General features: G+C 67.9%; 13 protein-coding genes. 12 read left to right on the forward strand and 1 reads right to left on the reverse strand.

Annotated elements, in window-relative coordinates:
* Window positions 1-215: 215 nt before the first annotated feature.
* From ACESMO_RS12015 to dnaQ, 5 genes are read left to right on the forward strand one after another with little or no spacing between them, the layout of a single operon-like run.
* Window positions 216-1,085 (forward strand): pyruvate, water dikinase regulatory protein, encoded by an 870-nt coding sequence (locus tag ACESMO_RS12015; protein WP_372708381.1) that lies wholly within the window; start codon window positions 216-218, stop codon window positions 1,083-1,085.
* Window positions 1,082-1,720 (forward strand): nucleoside triphosphate pyrophosphatase, encoded by a 639-nt coding sequence (locus ACESMO_RS12020; protein WP_372708382.1) that lies wholly within the window; start codon window positions 1,082-1,084, stop codon window positions 1,718-1,720. Before ACESMO_RS12015 ends, ACESMO_RS12020 begins: the two co-directional genes overlap by 4 nt.
* Window positions 1,717-2,514, forward strand: coding sequence for a shikimate dehydrogenase (locus ACESMO_RS12025; RefSeq protein WP_372708383.1), 798 nt, complete (start codon window positions 1,717-1,719; stop codon window positions 2,512-2,514). Before ACESMO_RS12020 ends, ACESMO_RS12025 begins: the two co-directional genes overlap by 4 nt.
* Complete coding sequence (coaE, locus tag ACESMO_RS12030; RefSeq protein WP_372708384.1) at window positions 2,511-3,152, forward strand: dephospho-CoA kinase; 642 nt, start codon at window positions 2,511-2,513, stop codon at window positions 3,150-3,152. Before ACESMO_RS12025 ends, coaE begins: the two co-directional genes overlap by 4 nt.
* A 5-nt stretch (window positions 3,153-3,157) precedes the next feature.
* Entirely contained in the window at window positions 3,158-3,874 is a 717-nt protein-coding gene (gene dnaQ, locus ACESMO_RS12035; protein WP_372708385.1) for a DNA polymerase III subunit epsilon, read from the forward strand.
* A gap of 60 nt (window positions 3,875-3,934) precedes the next feature.
* On the opposite strand, the gene secB is transcribed toward dnaQ, so the two are convergent.
* The gene (gene secB, locus ACESMO_RS12040) at window positions 3,935-4,453 is read right to left on the reverse strand and encodes a protein-export chaperone SecB (protein WP_372708386.1); all 519 of its coding nucleotides are present in this window, start codon (window positions 4,451-4,453) and stop codon (window positions 3,935-3,937) included.
* Between the two features lie 230 nt (window positions 4,454-4,683).
* On the opposite strand from secB, the gene timA reads away from it, so the two are divergent.
* The 7 genes from timA to ACESMO_RS12075 all read left to right on the forward strand — a co-directional run bounded on the left by timA (window position 4,684) and on the right by ACESMO_RS12075 (window position 15,012).
* Entirely contained in the window at window positions 4,684-5,313 is a 630-nt protein-coding gene (gene timA / locus ACESMO_RS12045; protein WP_372708387.1) for a TIM44-related membrane protein TimA, read from the forward strand.
* Entirely contained in the window at window positions 5,310-6,392 is a 1,083-nt protein-coding gene (locus tag ACESMO_RS12050; protein WP_372708388.1) for an MltA domain-containing protein, read from the forward strand. The genes timA and ACESMO_RS12050 overlap by 4 nt, the downstream gene beginning before the upstream one ends.
* A gap of 165 nt (window positions 6,393-6,557) precedes the next feature.
* Window positions 6,558-7,727 carry an AI-2E family transporter gene (locus ACESMO_RS12055; protein WP_372708389.1) on the forward strand — a complete coding sequence of 390 codons (1,170 nt, stop codon included), beginning with the start codon at window positions 6,558-6,560 and terminating at the stop codon, window positions 7,725-7,727.
* A 527-nt stretch (window positions 7,728-8,254) separates the two neighbouring features.
* Window positions 8,255-13,120 (forward strand): NAD-glutamate dehydrogenase, encoded by a 4,866-nt coding sequence (locus ACESMO_RS12060; protein WP_372708390.1) that lies wholly within the window; start codon window positions 8,255-8,257, stop codon window positions 13,118-13,120.
* Between the two features lie 141 nt (window positions 13,121-13,261).
* Window positions 13,262-13,726, forward strand: a complete 465-nt coding sequence (locus ACESMO_RS12065; protein WP_372708391.1) for a universal stress protein — start codon at window positions 13,262-13,264, stop codon at window positions 13,724-13,726.
* Between the two features lie 86 nt (window positions 13,727-13,812).
* Window positions 13,813-14,373 (forward strand): NifU family protein, encoded by a 561-nt coding sequence (locus ACESMO_RS12070; protein ID WP_372708392.1) that lies wholly within the window; start codon window positions 13,813-13,815, stop codon window positions 14,371-14,373.
* Between the two features lie 48 nt (window positions 14,374-14,421).
* Window positions 14,422-15,012: a helix-turn-helix domain-containing protein gene (locus ACESMO_RS12075; protein ID WP_372708393.1), complete on the forward strand. Its 591-nt coding sequence runs from the start codon at window positions 14,422-14,424 to the stop codon at window positions 15,010-15,012.
* The last annotated feature ends 42 nt before the right edge of the window (window positions 15,013-15,054 follow it).

Genomic DNA, 15,054 nt, shown 5'->3' on the forward strand with positions numbered 1-15,054 from the left:
GGTTTTGTTAACGGTGTCCACAATCCTTCTTGCGACGGTCTCCGGCCCTTGGGATGGATCGCCAATCATCGATGCGCGTCGTCCCGGGCTATCCCCGCTCGCCGCCCCCGACCGGCGCGGCTATAGAGATCGCTACACTGCGCCGGGCTATCGGCGCCCCGGCCCGTCCACAGGAGTCTCCCGGTCATGGACAGCTTTGCGATGAGCGCGCCCGCATGACGCCGGGCCGAAGCGCGGGGTCGACGCGGCTGGCGACCTATTTCCACGTCCATCTGGTGTCGGATTCCACCGGCGAGACCCTGAATGCCATGGCCAAGGCGGTCGTGGCGCGTTTCGACGGGGTCATCCCGATCGAGCATATCTACGCCCTGGTGCGTTCGGAAAAGCAGATGGAGCGGGTGCTGGACGAGATCGCCTCGTCCCCGGGCGTGGTTCTGCACACCCTCGTGGATCGGGACCTGCGCGAACAGCTGGAAGAGGGCTGCCGCAAGCTGGACATGCCGCAGATCGCGGCGCTGGACCCGCTGGTCAGCGCCCTGGCCCGCTATCTCGGAGCGGCGCTATCGACGCGGGTGGGGGCGCAACACGCGCTCGACACCGACTATTTCAACCGGATCGCTGCACTGGACTTCGCCATGGCCCACGACGATGGCCAAGGCACGACGGCTCAACTGGAGAGCGCCGATGTTGTGCTGTGCGGGGTCAGCCGGACCTCGAAGACGCCAACCTGCATCTATCTGGCCCACAGAGGCATTCGCGCGGCGAACGTACCGCTGGTGCCGGGACAGGAGGACGGAGAGCGGTTGGTCGGGTTGAAGAACCCACTGGTCGTCGGCCTGACGGTATCGCCGGACCGCTTGGTGCAGATTCGCCGCAACCGTCTGGATGGGCTGAACGCGGCGCGGGCCACCACCTACACGGACCATGACGCGGTACGCGACGAGACCGTCAAAGCGCGCCGGGCCTTCGAGCGGCGTGGCTGGCCGGTCATCGACGTGACCCGGCGCTCGGTCGAGGAGACGGCAGCGGCCATCATCAACGTCCTGAACGAACGCCGCACCCATCGCGTGGGAGCGAGTTGGTGAGCGGGTCTTCCGGTGCGCCATCGCCATTCGGGCGGCTTGAACGCGGAGAACGGCTGATCCTGGCCTCGCGCAGCACCGCGCGGCAGGCGATGCTGCGCGATGCGGGCGTGCCGTTCACGGTTCAGGTGGCAGACGTGGACGAAGACGCCGTGAAGGCGCGGCACGACCCCACGGACGCTGCGGGGCTGGCGATTGAACTGGCGCGGGCCAAAGCCCTGGCGGTGTCGCGCCATGACGCCGAGGCCTGGGTGCTGGGCGCCGACCAGACCCTGGCCTTCGACGGCGGTCTGGTCTCCAAGGCCCCGACGCTGGACGCGGCGCGGGCGCGACTGGTAGCGATGCGCGGACGGGAGCACCGGTTGCACTCGGGCGCGGCGCTGGCGCGCAATGGCCAGGTTGTCTGGTCGGGGGTCGACACGGCCGTCATGCGGGTCAGGGACGTTTCCGACGCCTTCCTCGACGCCTATCTGTCGGCCGAGGGTGAGAGACTGCTGGCCTGCGTCGGCTCCTACCGGCTGGAGGGGATGGGATCGCAGCTGTTCGACGCGGTCGAGGGCGACTTCTTCACCGTGCTAGGCATGCCGCTGTGGCCTGTTCTGGCCGAACTTCGCCGGGCCGGGGTGATCCTGACATGACACTGGTCGCGGGCGTCGCGGGGCGGCCGATCCAGCAGTCGCTGAGTCCGTTGATCCACGGCGCCTGGATCGCCGGGGCGGGACTGGACGCGACTTACGGGGCGTTCGAACCGGCGGATGATGCGGCATTCGCGGCGCTTGTCGGCGAGGGGCGAGCCGGGCGGCTTCGCGGGCTGAATGTGACGGCGCCCTGGAAGGAACAGGCGCAGGCGCTGGCGGACGAGGTGAGTGAGACGGCGCGCCGTTGTGGGTCGGCAAACCTGCTGGTGTTCGAGGGCGGCAGGGTTCGGGCCGACAGCACCGACGGCACGGGCCTGCTGGCCGCGCTGGCCGAACAAGCGCCGGCGTTGCGACTGGACGGCGCCAAGGTGCTGCTGCTCGGCGCGGGCGGCGCGGCGCGGGCGGCGGCGGCAGCGCTGAAGGCGGCGGGGGCCGAGGTGGCGGTGATGAACCGGACACGAGAGCGGGCCGAGGCGCTGGCAGATGATCTGGGCCTGACCGTCGCGGGGGCCGAGGCAGCGGGCGAGGCCGCTCTGGTGATCAATGCCGTGAGCGTCGCGCCCGACATGGACATTTTTACCTTGAGGCCGGACGCCGTGCTGATGGACATGACCTACCGCCCGCTGATCACGCCGTTTCTCGCAGCGGGGCGGGCGCGGGGGCTGACCACGGTGGATGGGTTGGCCATGCTGATCGGGCAGGCGCGACCATCATTCACGGGCGTGTTCGGCGTCGAGCCCCCGGCGATCGACGTCCGGCGGCTGGCGCTGACCGCGATGGGAGAGACGGGATGATCTTGCTGGGGCTGACGGGATCGATCGGCATGGGCAAGTCGACCACGACAGCCATGTTCGCCGACGCGGGCGCGATGATCTGGAACGCCGACGAGGCCGTGCACGGGTTGTATGAACCGGGCGGCCTGGCCGTTGGTCCCGTGGGAGACGCCTTCCCGGGCGTGGTCATGGAAGGGGCGGTGGACAGGGGCCGGCTGGCCGAGGCGCTTGGCCGGGACGACCGGGCCTTCCAACGGCTGGAGGCCATCGTCCATCCGCTGGTGCTCGCTGGACGGCTGGATGATCTGGCGCAGGCCGGACGGCGCGGCGTCGCGCTGGCCGTGCTGGACATTCCCTTGCTGTTCGAGACGGGCGGCGACGCGGCCGTGGACGCGGTGGTGGTCGTCACCGCCGATGCGGCCACCCAGGAGCAGCGGGTCATGGTCCGCCCCGGCATGACGCGGGAGCGGTTCGACGCCATCCTGGCGCGGCAGATGCCGGATGCCGAGAAGCGCCGCCGGGCGGATTTCGTCGTCGACACCGGCGGGGGTCTGGACGCAGCACGGGCGCGGGTGCGCGAAATCGTGGGGATGGTTCTGACGCCGGGCTGGACATCGCGCCGACGGGGCCTTCCGGAAGCCGGCGAAGCGACCCATTAAGGGGCATGGCTCGCGAAATCGTCCTCGACACGGAGACCACCGGCTTCGATCCGAAGACCGGCGACCGGATGATCGAGGTAGGCTGCATCGAGATCGACGATCTGCTGCCGACCGGGCGGACTTTTCACCGGCTGATCAACCCCGAGCGGCTGATCCCGGCGGATGCGATCCGGGTGCACGGCATTACCGACGACAAGGTCCGCGACGCGCCCAGATTCGCCGAGGTGGTCGACGACCTGATGGAATTCATCGGCGACGCCCCGATGATCGCTCACAATGCCCAGTTCGACCGCAATTTCATCGACCACGAATTCAAGGGCTGCGGTCGGGTCCTTTATGCAGAGACGCGCTGGATCGACACGCTGAGGCTGGCCCAGACGCGGTTTCCGGGCATGGCCAATTCGCTGGACGCCCTGTGCAAGCGCTACAAGATTTCGCTGGTCGAGCGCAACCTGCACGGCGCGCTGATCGACGCCCGTCTACTGGCCGAGGTCTATCTGGAGCTCAAGGGCGGCAAGGAACGGCGTCTGGACCTGTCCTCGTCGCGCGTGGCCTCGGCGGCGGCCACCATCGCCGCCCAGGGCTACGGACCCCGTCCCCGGCCGTTGGCGCCGCGATCCACCGAGGCCGAGCGTCAGACGCACGAGGCCTTCCTGCTGGCGACCCTGAAGGACCGCTCGCTCTGGGACGCTTACGGGCTCCAGGATCATGCCGGAGCCTGATTCACGGCTTCGGCGGATGCGCGAAGCGATTCCGCCTCAACCGATCAGGCTCTAACGTCCTCAGGCCCGGGCCATCTCCGCGCCGCCGCGGGCGATCTGCTCCTGGCGCGAGACGTAGATGCTGGCGAAGTCGATGGGGTCAAGCATGAAGGGCGGGTAGAAGCCGCCGTCCGAGGTCGCGCGGGCGATAATCTCGCGGGCGAACGGGAACAGATAGCGCGGGCATTCGACCAGCAGCAGGGGCTCGACGTCGGCCTCGGCCACGCCGGACAGGGCAAACAGACCGCCATACAGCAGTTCGATGTTGAAGACCGTCATATTGTCGGTGGTAGCCCGGACCGTTAGGCGCAGGTCGACCTCGAACAGGCCGTCATTGCGTCCTTGGGCGTTCATCTCGACGCCCATGTCGATGGCGGGCTTGCCGTCGATGCGCAGGCTGTCGGGCGCCTTGGGATTCTCGAACGACAGGTCGCGGACGAACTGGGCAAGGATGCGGAAGCCCGGGCCGGCGGGGGCACCGCCGCCATTCTCGGCGGGCGCGGCGGGGTTGGCGTCGGCGGGCGGAGCGGCGTCGGTCATGTCGGAACGGTCTGTCTGGAAGGCGTTAGGGGCGGTGACCCGGAAGGCGCGCGGACTAGCATAAGGTGCCGATTGCGGCAACGACGCTCGTCTGGCGGCGTTGAAGAGGGTCCAAATGCCCCTGCGACGCCGGGGTGGGGCTGCGCATCAGCTTGCGCGCACCCATATGAGCCCCTAATCGTTTTCCCACCGCGTCGGCGCGTTTCGCCGGGGCCAGTCAAGGATAGCCAGTGCCGGCCGAAATCCAGATCGCCATCTTCGCCGTGATCGCCGCCTTCGTCCTGTTTCAGCTCTATAATGTGCTGGGCAAGAAGGTGGGCCGCCAGCCCGAGGAAGACGCCCGCGCCAAGCCCTCCGCGGTGCCGACCGCCGCCGAGGCGACGGCCGCGCGGACCAATGTGCTGGACGCCGTGACGCTAGCCTCTATTGCCGGGCTCAAGACGCGCGATCCGAATTTCGACGCTGTCAGCTTCCTCGAGGGCGCGCGCCAGGCGCACGAGACCATTGTGCGGGCCTACGCCACTGGAGACCGAGAGACGCTGAGGCCCCTTCTGACGCCGTCTGTCATGGCCTCGTTCGAGAACGGCATTGCCGCGCGGGAAGCCCGGGGCGAGACCGAGGTGGCGGAATTCGTCCATCCCGCCCGCGCCGACCTGGAATCCGCCACGGCCGAGGATAACTGCGCCGTTGCCAAGGTCCGGTTCCTGGCCGAACTGCGCAACCGGGTGACGTCGGCCGACGAGGCGGCGCCGGAACAGATCGAGGAACGCAGGGTGGCCGAGCTGTGGACCTTCGAGCGGACGCTGGGCGAGCCAGATCCCAACTGGGTGCTGGCCCGCACGGAGGCCGCCGCCGCATGAGGCTGAGCGGGACAAGCGCCTTCGCGCTCGTCTTGACGTTCATATCGGCCGCCTGCGCAACAGCACCCGCGCCTTCGCCCTCACCACCACCGCGCCCCGCGCCGCCTGCCGGCCTCGACCTCGCGTCCCTGCCCGGCTGGGCGGACGAGGACCATCTCGCGGGGTTCGACGCCTGGCTGACCGGCTGCGGCGTGGCGCGAGACGCCGCAGCCCGGGTCCAGTGCGACCGCGCCCTGCAGATTCGCCGCACGTCGAAGCCCGTGACCCCTTCGGCCGCGCGCGCCTTCTTCGAGAGCGGCTTCACCGCGGTCGCGGCCGAGACCGTCGACGGTCGTCCTGGCCTGTTGACCTCATATTTCGCGCCGGAGTATCCCGCGCGCCGCGCCGTCGACGCCGAGTTCGATACTCCGGTACTGGCCCGCCCGGAGGGCTGGACGCGCGGCCGGACCTTGCCGTCGCGGACCGAGATCGAGGCCGCGCCCGAGGCGGCGTCGGGCACGCCGCCGCTGGCGTGGATGAGGGCGGAGGACCTGTTCTTTATGCAGATCCAGGGCTCGGGCTATCTGACGCTGGAAGACGGTTCGCAGGTGCGTGCCGCCTATGCCGCCGACAACGGCCAGCCCTTCGTCGGCATTGCCCGGCCGATGGCGGAAAGGGGCTTGCTGCCCGCGGACGGCACATCAGGCGACGCGATCCGGGGTTGGCTCGCGGCGCATCGGGGGCGAGAAGCGCGAGACGTGATGGCGCTGAACCCCCGCTACATCTTCTTCGAGCTCGATCAAGACGACGGCGGCGACCCGGCCGGAGCCGCCGGCATCCCCCTGCCGGCCCGTCGCGCCATCGCCGTCGATCCGGCCCACTGGCGCTATGGCGATCTGGTCTGGATCAGCGCCGACGGCGGCAATCTGCGCGGCGCGCGCGCCAGCTATCAGGGCTTGGTGGTGGCGCTGGACACCGGCTCGGCCATCCGCGGGCCTGTCCGGGCCGATCTGTATATGGGGCGCGGCGAAGCGGCGGGGTCCGAAGCCGGAGCGGTGCGGCATCCGCTCAGGATGTGGCGGCTGGTTCCGAGGGACTGACATCTCCTCCCTGTCTCCTCCCTGTCGGCGAAGCCACGGTGGAGACGGCGCGAATACGCGCCGTGACGGAGGGACGAAGACCGGCACGCCCGCGTCCGAAAAGCCTGGGGATTATGACTGCGGCGTGACCGTCTTGCCCGTGCTGGTGGCCCCGGAGACCACGCCATGACGATTGACGCCGGGGGCGGCGAGCCCGACCATGCGCCGATGAAAGCGCTCATCGCCCTGCCGACCTCGGCCGTCGCCCGCAACGCCCTGGTGACGATCGCCATCGTCGCGACCGGTGCCGCGGTCTACTGGCTGCGCGACATCCTGACACCGCTGGCCATGGCCATTTTCCTGCTGATCATGATCGATGGGGTAAAGCGGTTCATCGAAGAGCGCACCCGCGTTCCGGACCGCTATGCCGGCGCGGCGGCGCTGATCGTGATCGTGCTGCTGTTCTTCGCCTCCATCGCCATCATCGTGAACGGGGCGGCGGGCTTCTTCAGCGAGGCGTCCGGCGTTTCGTCGCGCATCGGGCCACGGATCGACCAGATCCTGATCGACGGCGGGCGAGTGCTGGGCATCGAGACCGTGCCGACGGCGGCGGAGCTGATGACCCAGCTGGACGTGCGCAGCTATCTCGCCAGCGCGGCCATGCAGGCCCAAGGTGCCCTGACCGGCGCTTTCTTCGTGCTGATCTATCTCGGTTTCCTCATCGCCTCGCAGTCCGGCTTCCGGCGCAAGATCGTCGGCATGTTCCCCGACCGCACGGCGCGCGGCGAGGCGCTGGAGGTGTTCCAACGCGTGCGCGGCGGGGTCGAGGGCTATCTCTGGGTGCAGACGGTGACCGGGGCGCTGATCTGCGCCGCCGCCTGGATCCTGATGCGGGCGGTGGGCCTGCAGAACGCCGAGTTCTGGACCTTCGTCATCTTCATCGTCGGTTTTATACCGGTGCTGGGCGGGGCGGTCGCGGGCCTCGCGCCGCCGCTGTTCGCCTTGGTCCAGTTCGAGACCTATTGGCAGGCGGCGCTCCTGCTGGGCGGCCTGCAGACCATATTGTTCATCAGCGGAAACATGATCCAGCCGCGAATGCAGGGCGACAACCAGAACATCGATCCGGTGGTGGTGCTTCTGTCGTTGGCCTTCTGGGGCAAACTGTGGGGCGTGGTCGGCATGTTCCTGTCGACGCCGCTGGCCGTCATGGCCATGGCGATTCTGGCCGAGTTCAAGGGCTCGCGCTGGATGGCCATTCTTTTGTCGGGCGACGGCAAGCCCTATGAGGACAGCCCTCCCGACGCGGAAAAGCCAGAGGGTACCCGCGTCAACTCGCCGCGCCCCAAGCCCGATTGACTCCTTTTTCGCGCCCTTGATTGGTCACAACCGGCCCCTATCTCAATCCTGTCGTCGCAGCCCACCCTCCCCCCGAAGCTGCGGCGAGGCGACCGGTGCCAACCCTCCCCTCCTGGGTACCGGTCCAAACAGGCCGCCGGATGAAAGTCCGGCGGCCTTGTCGTTTCCGGAGCGCGCCCTCCGAGACAACCCCACACGACGGTGCGACGCTCGATCTCCCGAGCGCCGCTCGACGACGCACGGAGCGGATCCCGGAAACAGGGCAGGAGCTCATCGTTTTGGGAGTTTCCGAGCGGGGGCGGACGTCATCGACCATTTTGCTTCGGGTCAAATCGACCTGAATCTAAAAAATGGTCCAGAATCATGCTGTAGCGAAGTCTGAGCCTTGATGGACTGCGTCCATCAAGACCGATTTCGATCTGATCAGCGGGCGTCAGGACAGGCCGCTTGCCGAAACGACGAAGCGGCCTAGTCTGGCGATGCCTCCGGCGACCCGGCGAAGGGTCGCGTCTGAAAAGAGACTGCCCATGCCCGGCGCCAGCGCCCCCACCGTTCCTCAGGCGATCACGCTGGAGGCTCTGGAGGCGAGTTTCGTGGTCGCGACTGGTGAAGCGCCCGACGTCGGGGCCCGCGCCTATCTGGCCCAGGTCTGGGAAGACTACGCCGAGGACGAGACTCCCGAGATCGGCGGGCCGGACCTGGCGCATCTCCTGGCCACGACCTGGCGCGCGGCCGTGGGCAGACAGTTCGGCGATCCGGCCCGGATCACCCTCGGTCCCCTCGTCGGCGCGGACGGCCACCCGACCGGCTACGACAGCCTGGCCATCGTTCAGGACGACCGGCCCTTCCTGGTCGACAGCGTGATGGGCGAACTGGCCGAGGCGGGCGTGACCGTACGGTCTATGTTTCACCCGATCATCGAGGGCGACGGTGGAAAGACCTCTCTGATCGTCGTCGTCATCGACCCCCTGCCGCAGGAGCGTCGCGACGCCCTGGGCGAAGGTCTGGTCCAAACGCTGGCCGACGTGCGCGGCGCGGTGGCGGACCATGCGGCGATGAACGCCCTGATGGCGCGCTGCATCGCCCATCTGGAAACGCCGCCGCCGGGGATCGACGCGGACGTCCTGGCCGAGAACCTGGCCTTCCTGCGTTGGCTTGAGGCCGATCACTTCGTCTTCCTCGGCGCGCGCGACTATGATTATCCGCGCGAGAAGGACGGCGGCTATGAGGCGGAAGCGCCCCTGTCGCAGTCGGGTGCCGGTCTGGGCGTTCTGGTCGATCCGGAGCGGACCGTGCTGCGTCGCGCGTCCGAACCGGCGGTGCTGACCCGGTCGATGAAGCGCCAGCTGAACCTGTCCGAGCCCGTCACCGTGGCCAAGGCCAATCTGCGCTCACGCGTCCATCGCCGGGCCTACATGGACTATATCGGCGTCAAACGGTTCGGCGCGGACGGTCGCCCCTCGGGTGAGACCCGGTTCGTCGGCCTTTTCACGGCCGAGGCCTATGACCGGACGGCGTCGCAGGTGCCGCTGGTGCGGCGCAAGGTGGCCAATGCTCAGTCTCGTGCGGGCAAGGTCTCCGGCAGCCATAGCGAGAAGCGGTTGAGGAATATCCTCGAGAACTATCCCCGCGACGAACTCTTCCAGGTCAGCGAAAACGAACTGCTGGAGATCGCGCTGGGGATCCTCCATCTGCACGACCGCCCGCGGATCAAGAGCTTCACCCGAAAGGATCCGTTTGACCGTTTCGTCTCGGTCCTGACCTTCATCCCGCGCGAGCGGTTCGACGCCTCGCTGCGCGAGCGCATCGGCAAGATTCTGGCCCGCGCCTGGGGTGGGCGACTGTCGGCCTGGTACCCACAGTTGTCGGACCAGCCCCTGGTCCGCATCCACTACATCATCGGCGTCATTCCAGGCAATCATCCGTGTCCGGATCAAGCCGCTCTGGATGCGGAGATCGCCGAGGCCGGACGCAGCTGGGTGGATCGGTTCGAGACCGCCCTGAGAAACGCGGACGTGGATGACGTTCAGGTGGGCCCCCTCAGCGCACGCTGGGCCGAAGCCTTCGGCGCCGGCTATCGCGACCGCTACGACGCCGACGAGGCCGTGCGCGACCTTCAGTCCGTGGACGTCCTTAATATCTATGGTGGCGTCGGACTCGGAGACCCCGTCGCCGTCCGGGCGTTCCGTGGCGATCGCGACGGGCCGCTGAACTTCCGGTTCAAATTGTACCGCCGCGGCGCGGCTGTGCCCTTGTCCGACGTCCTCCCGATCTTGGCCGACATGGGATTGAAGACGCTGGAGGAATGGGGCCATGCCCTGCGCCCGTCCGGCGACGAATACATCCACATGCATGAGTTCCTGATGGAGGACCCGCGGGCTGCCGACCTACACTTCGACGATGTGCAGGGGCCATTCGAACGGGCGTTTTCGGCGGTTTGGACGGGTCGGACGGAAAGTGACGGCTTCAACCGACTGGTCCTCGAGCTGGGTCTCGACTGGCGCGAGGCGGCCCTGATCCGCACGCTCGCCCGCTATCGCCAGCAAACCGGGCTGGACCCCAGCCAGGCGGTTCAGGAAGAGGCGCTGCGCGACCATCCGGCCGTGGCGCGTGCGATCCTGTCGCTGTTCCAGTGCAAGTTCGATCCGGCCCACGGCGGCGAAGCCAGAGCAAGATCCGAGGCCGCTGCCGAGCTGGAGGAAAAGATCAACGGCCTGTTGCAAGGCGTCAAGAGCCTCGATCACGACCGCGCCCTGCGCCGGATGGCCCTTCTGGTGCAGGCGATCAAGCGGACCAACTACTATCAGGTGGGTGCCGACGGTGAACCCAAGCCCTACATCTCGATCAAGATCGCTTCGCGCGAACTGGTGGATGTGCCCCTGCCCAAGCCGTTCCGCGAGATCTTCGTCTGGGCACCGCACATCGAGGGCGTGCACCTGCGCTTCGGCCCGGTGGCGCGGGGCGGCCTGCGCTGGTCCGATCGCCGCGACGACTACCGCACCGAGGTGCTGGGCCTGGTCAAGGCGCAACAGGTCAAGAACGCGGTCATCGTGCCCGTCGGTTCCAAGGGCGGCTTTTTCCCGAAACATCTGGCGGCCATCGTGCGCGCCGGCGGCGACCGCGACGCCCAGCAGGCCGAGGCCATACGCGCCTACAAGACCTTCCTGTCCGGCCTGTTGGACATCACCGACAACATCGACAAGGACGGGGCCGTGGTCCCGCCTCAGGGCGTGATCCGCTTCGAAGGCGACGACCCCTATCTGGTCGTCGCCGCCGACAAGGGCACGGCGACCTTCTCGGACATCGCCAACGGAGTGTCGCGCGATTACGGCTTCTGGCTGGACGACGCCTTCGCCTCGGGCGGGTCAGTCGGCTATGACCACAAGGTCATGGGCATCACGGCCCGCGGGGCCTGGGAAGCGGTCAAGCGCCACTTCCGCGAGATGGGCAAGGACATCCAGACCGAGCCCTTCACCGTCGTCGGTGTTGGCGACATGAGCGGTGACGTGTTCGGAAACGGCATGCTGTTGTCCAGGGCGATCCAACTGGTCGCCGCCTTCGACCATCGCGACATCTTTATTGATCCGAACCCGGATCCGGCGGCGAGCTGGGTGGAGCGCGACCGCATTTTCAAGCTGCCGCGCTCTTCATGGGCCGATTATGACGTCTCGAAGATTTCGAAGGGCGGCGGAGTGTTTTCGCGCGCGGCCAAGTCGATCGCGCTGTCGCCCGAAATCAAGGCGGCGCTGGACGTTCAGGAGGATGTGCTGGATCCGGCGGCGCTGATGAAGGCCATCCTCAAGGCCCCGGCCGAACTGCTTTACCTCGGCGGCATCGGCACCTATGTGAAGGCACCGCATGAGACTGACGCACAGGTCGGCGACAAGGCCAATGACGCCATCCGGATCGACGGCGGCGAACTGCGGGTCAAGGTCGTAGGCGAGGGTGCCAATCTGGGCCTGACACAGGCCGGGCGGATCGCCTTCGCGCGCTCGGGCGGCCGTATCAACACCGACGCCATCGACAATTCGGCGGGTGTCGATTCTTCGGACCACGAGGTCAACATCAAGATCTTGACCGGGGCGGCCATAGCCTCGGGCGCGCTGACGGCCGACAAGCGCGACGCCTTGCTGGCGTCAATGACCGAAGAGGTCGGGCTGAAGGTGTTGGCCCACAACTACGACCAGACGCTGGCGGTGACCTTGCAGGAGGCGGAGGGCGCGCAGGCGCTGGACGCCCAGCAGCGGTTCATGCAGTGGCTCGGCGCCAGGGGCAGACTTGACCGCAAGGTCGAGGGCCTGCCCGACGACGCCAAACTGGCCGAGATGAAGGCGGCAGGACAGGCGCTCAGCCGGCCGGAGCTGGCCGTCCTGACCGCCTATTCCAAGCGGGAGCTGTTCGACGACATCGTCGGCTCGCGCGCCCCCGACGATGCCTTCTTCAAGCAGATGCTGGTCCGCTATTTCCCCGGTCCGTTGTCCAGGTTCGAAGCCGATATGCAGCGCCACCGCCTGAAGCGCGAAATCGTCTCGACCATCCTGTCGAACGAGATCGTCAACATGTGCGGCCCCTCCTTCCCCGAGCGCCTGCGCCTGTCGGCTCAGTGCGACACCGGGGCCCTGGTCCTCGCCTTTGAGGCGGCGCGACAGGTGTTCCGCCTCGACGAGGCGTGGGACAAGGTTTCGGCGTTGGACCTCAGGATCTCTGCCGGGGCGCAGATCGCCCTGTATCAGGAGATTTCCACCGTGCTGCGCCGTCAGACCTTCTGGCTGGCCCGCCGGGCAATGCGCGAGGGTGCGACAGTCGACGGGCTGATCGACGCCTATCGTGCTTCGGCGGATGCCCTAAGGGCCGCGGGCGGCGCGGTCATGTCCCGTTTCGAACGGGCCCAGTTGGCGGATCGCATTCGTGCTTTCAGCGACATGGGAGCGAGCGACGCCATGGCGCGCGATTTCGCCATGCTGCGACCGCTGGTGGCCACGGCCGACATCGGCGATCTGGCCCGCGAGACCGGCTGGCCAGAGCCGGCCATGGCGACGCTGTATCATCAGGTCGGCGCGGCCTTCGACTTTGACCGTCTCCGCGCCGCGGCGAGCGACGTTCCGTCTGCGGATCATTTCGATCGGCTGGCCGTGCGCCGCCTGATCGAGGACCTCATGGCCGAGCAGGTGACCCTGACCCGCGCGGTCGCAAAGGGGTCTACCGTCTCGGTCGGGGCCAGCGAGAAGGCGGCGGAGACCGTCGTCGACGCCTGGATCGGCCCGCGACAGAAGATGGTGGAGGGCGTTCGCGCCTCGGTCGACGAGATCGAGGCCTCCGGCTCCGGCTGGACCTTCGCCAAGCTGACGATTGCCAATTCTGTTATCCGGGAGATTGCTTCGTCAGCGAGCTGACCAAGCAATTCTAACCGGCCGCAGTCGTCGGAACTTCGGACCGCCCGTTTCGCGCCGGGCAAAGGCCGGCCGCAGGGTGGCCTCGCTCTTCGCGGCCGGGGGTTCGATCTGCTAGCTTGCGGGGCTGAGGGAGACGGGTCGATGTCGCGAAAGTTTCTGGTGGTCGTGGACGACAGTCCGGAATTCGAGACGGCGTTGCGCTATGCGGCGCGGCGGGCGCGCTCGACCGGCGGTCATGTCGTGCTGCTGCGCGTCATTCCGCCCGCGGCATCCGACGCCCACTGGGCGGCCGCGCGCGACGAGATCGAGCGGCAGACGCGAGCCGAGGCCGAGGCGTCGCTGACCCGCTGGGCCGGCGAAGCCGCCGAACGCTCTGGCTCGACCCCCATACTGGTGATCGAGCGCGGCGACGCCCCCGGCTGCATCCGCAAGGTCGTCGGCGACGATCCGGACATCAAGATCCTGGTGCTGGCGGCGGGAACCGGCGCGCCCGGACCGCTGGTGACCGCCGTGACCAAACAGGGCGCGGCCTTCACCGGCCGCAAACTGCCGGTGACCATCGTCCCCGGTGAACTGACCGAGAAGGACATCGAGGATCTCGCGTGAACACGCCTGCTTCTCGGTCCGCCGGGGGGAGGGAGAATGGTGGCGTCGCTCTTGAACCGGCCGTGGCGCAGGCGCATCTGGGTCCCATGTTTATCCAGACCGAAGCCACGCCCAATCCGGACGTCCTGAAATTCCTGCCGGGCCGCGAGGTTTCGCCGACCCAGCCGCGCGAGTTCCGCTCAATCGACGAGTCGACCGCCTCGCCGTTGGCCGAGGCGCTGTTTGCGCTGGAGGGGGTGACGGGCGTGTTCTACGGCGCGGACTATGTGTCCGTGACACGAGACACTCAGGGGCTGGAGTGGAGCCAGATGAAGGCCCCCATCCTCGCGGCAGTGATGGACCATTTCGTCAGCGGCACCGCCCTGATCCGCGACGGTCAGGCTGAGGAGATTGGAGACGCGAGCCAGGACAGCGAGATCGTGGCCGAGATCAAGCAGCTGCTCGACAGTCGCATCCGACCTGCGGTGGCCCAGGACGGCGGCGACATCCTGTTCGACAGTTTCGACGAGGACAGCGGTGTCCTGACCCTGCGGATGCGCGGTGCCTGCGCCGGCTGCCCGTCTTCGGCGATGACGCTGAAGGCCGGGGTCGAACAGATGATGAAACACTACGTCCCCGAAGTGACCCGCGTCGAACAGGTCCTCTGAAACAAATTCGTTCTCGCCACGCGGCGCGGACGGCGCCATCATCGCTCCATGCCCCGTTTCGAAAGCGACAGCGACGCCCGGCGTCTCGGCGACGCCCTGGCCCGGCTGCGGCGCGAGCGGGGGCTGAGCCAAGGCGAGGCCGGTCGGCGCGTCGGCATGACCAGTCAGGGCTGGGGGCTGTATGAGTCCGGCAAACGCCCCGGCCTGTTCCGCCCGGACGTGCAACGTCGCCTGACCACGGCGCTGGACGCCACCCCTGAAGACCTCGCCTTGCAGACGCCGGATTCGGCCGAGGGCATCGCCGCGCCCGCCGCTCAGGGCTTTGAGAGCGGTGGACGCGCCTTCCTGTCCGGACCCGCATCGCCCGGCGGCGCGACGCGGCATCTGCAACTGTCCAATGACGACCTCGCGCCCTGGGCCGCGTCCGGCGTGGTGCTGGCCTATGAGCCGGGACGCTGGCCCCGTCGGGGGCAGGGCTGCGTGATCGAGATGCGTGACGGGGCTTTGAACGTCCGGCTGTACGAACAGGCGGACGCTGACGTCGTCATTGTGCGCGACGGACCCGGCCAGCGCGAGGAGCGACTGGCGCGCGCCGATATCCGCTCCCTGTCCGCCGTGACAGCGCGACTGGAAGGCTGAATGAAACGATCGGGTTGCAATTGGCGCGATGAAATGAAACTG

Source organism: Brevundimonas sp., assembly GCF_041688735.1.
Lineage (GTDB): Bacteria > Pseudomonadota > Alphaproteobacteria > Caulobacterales > Caulobacteraceae > Brevundimonas.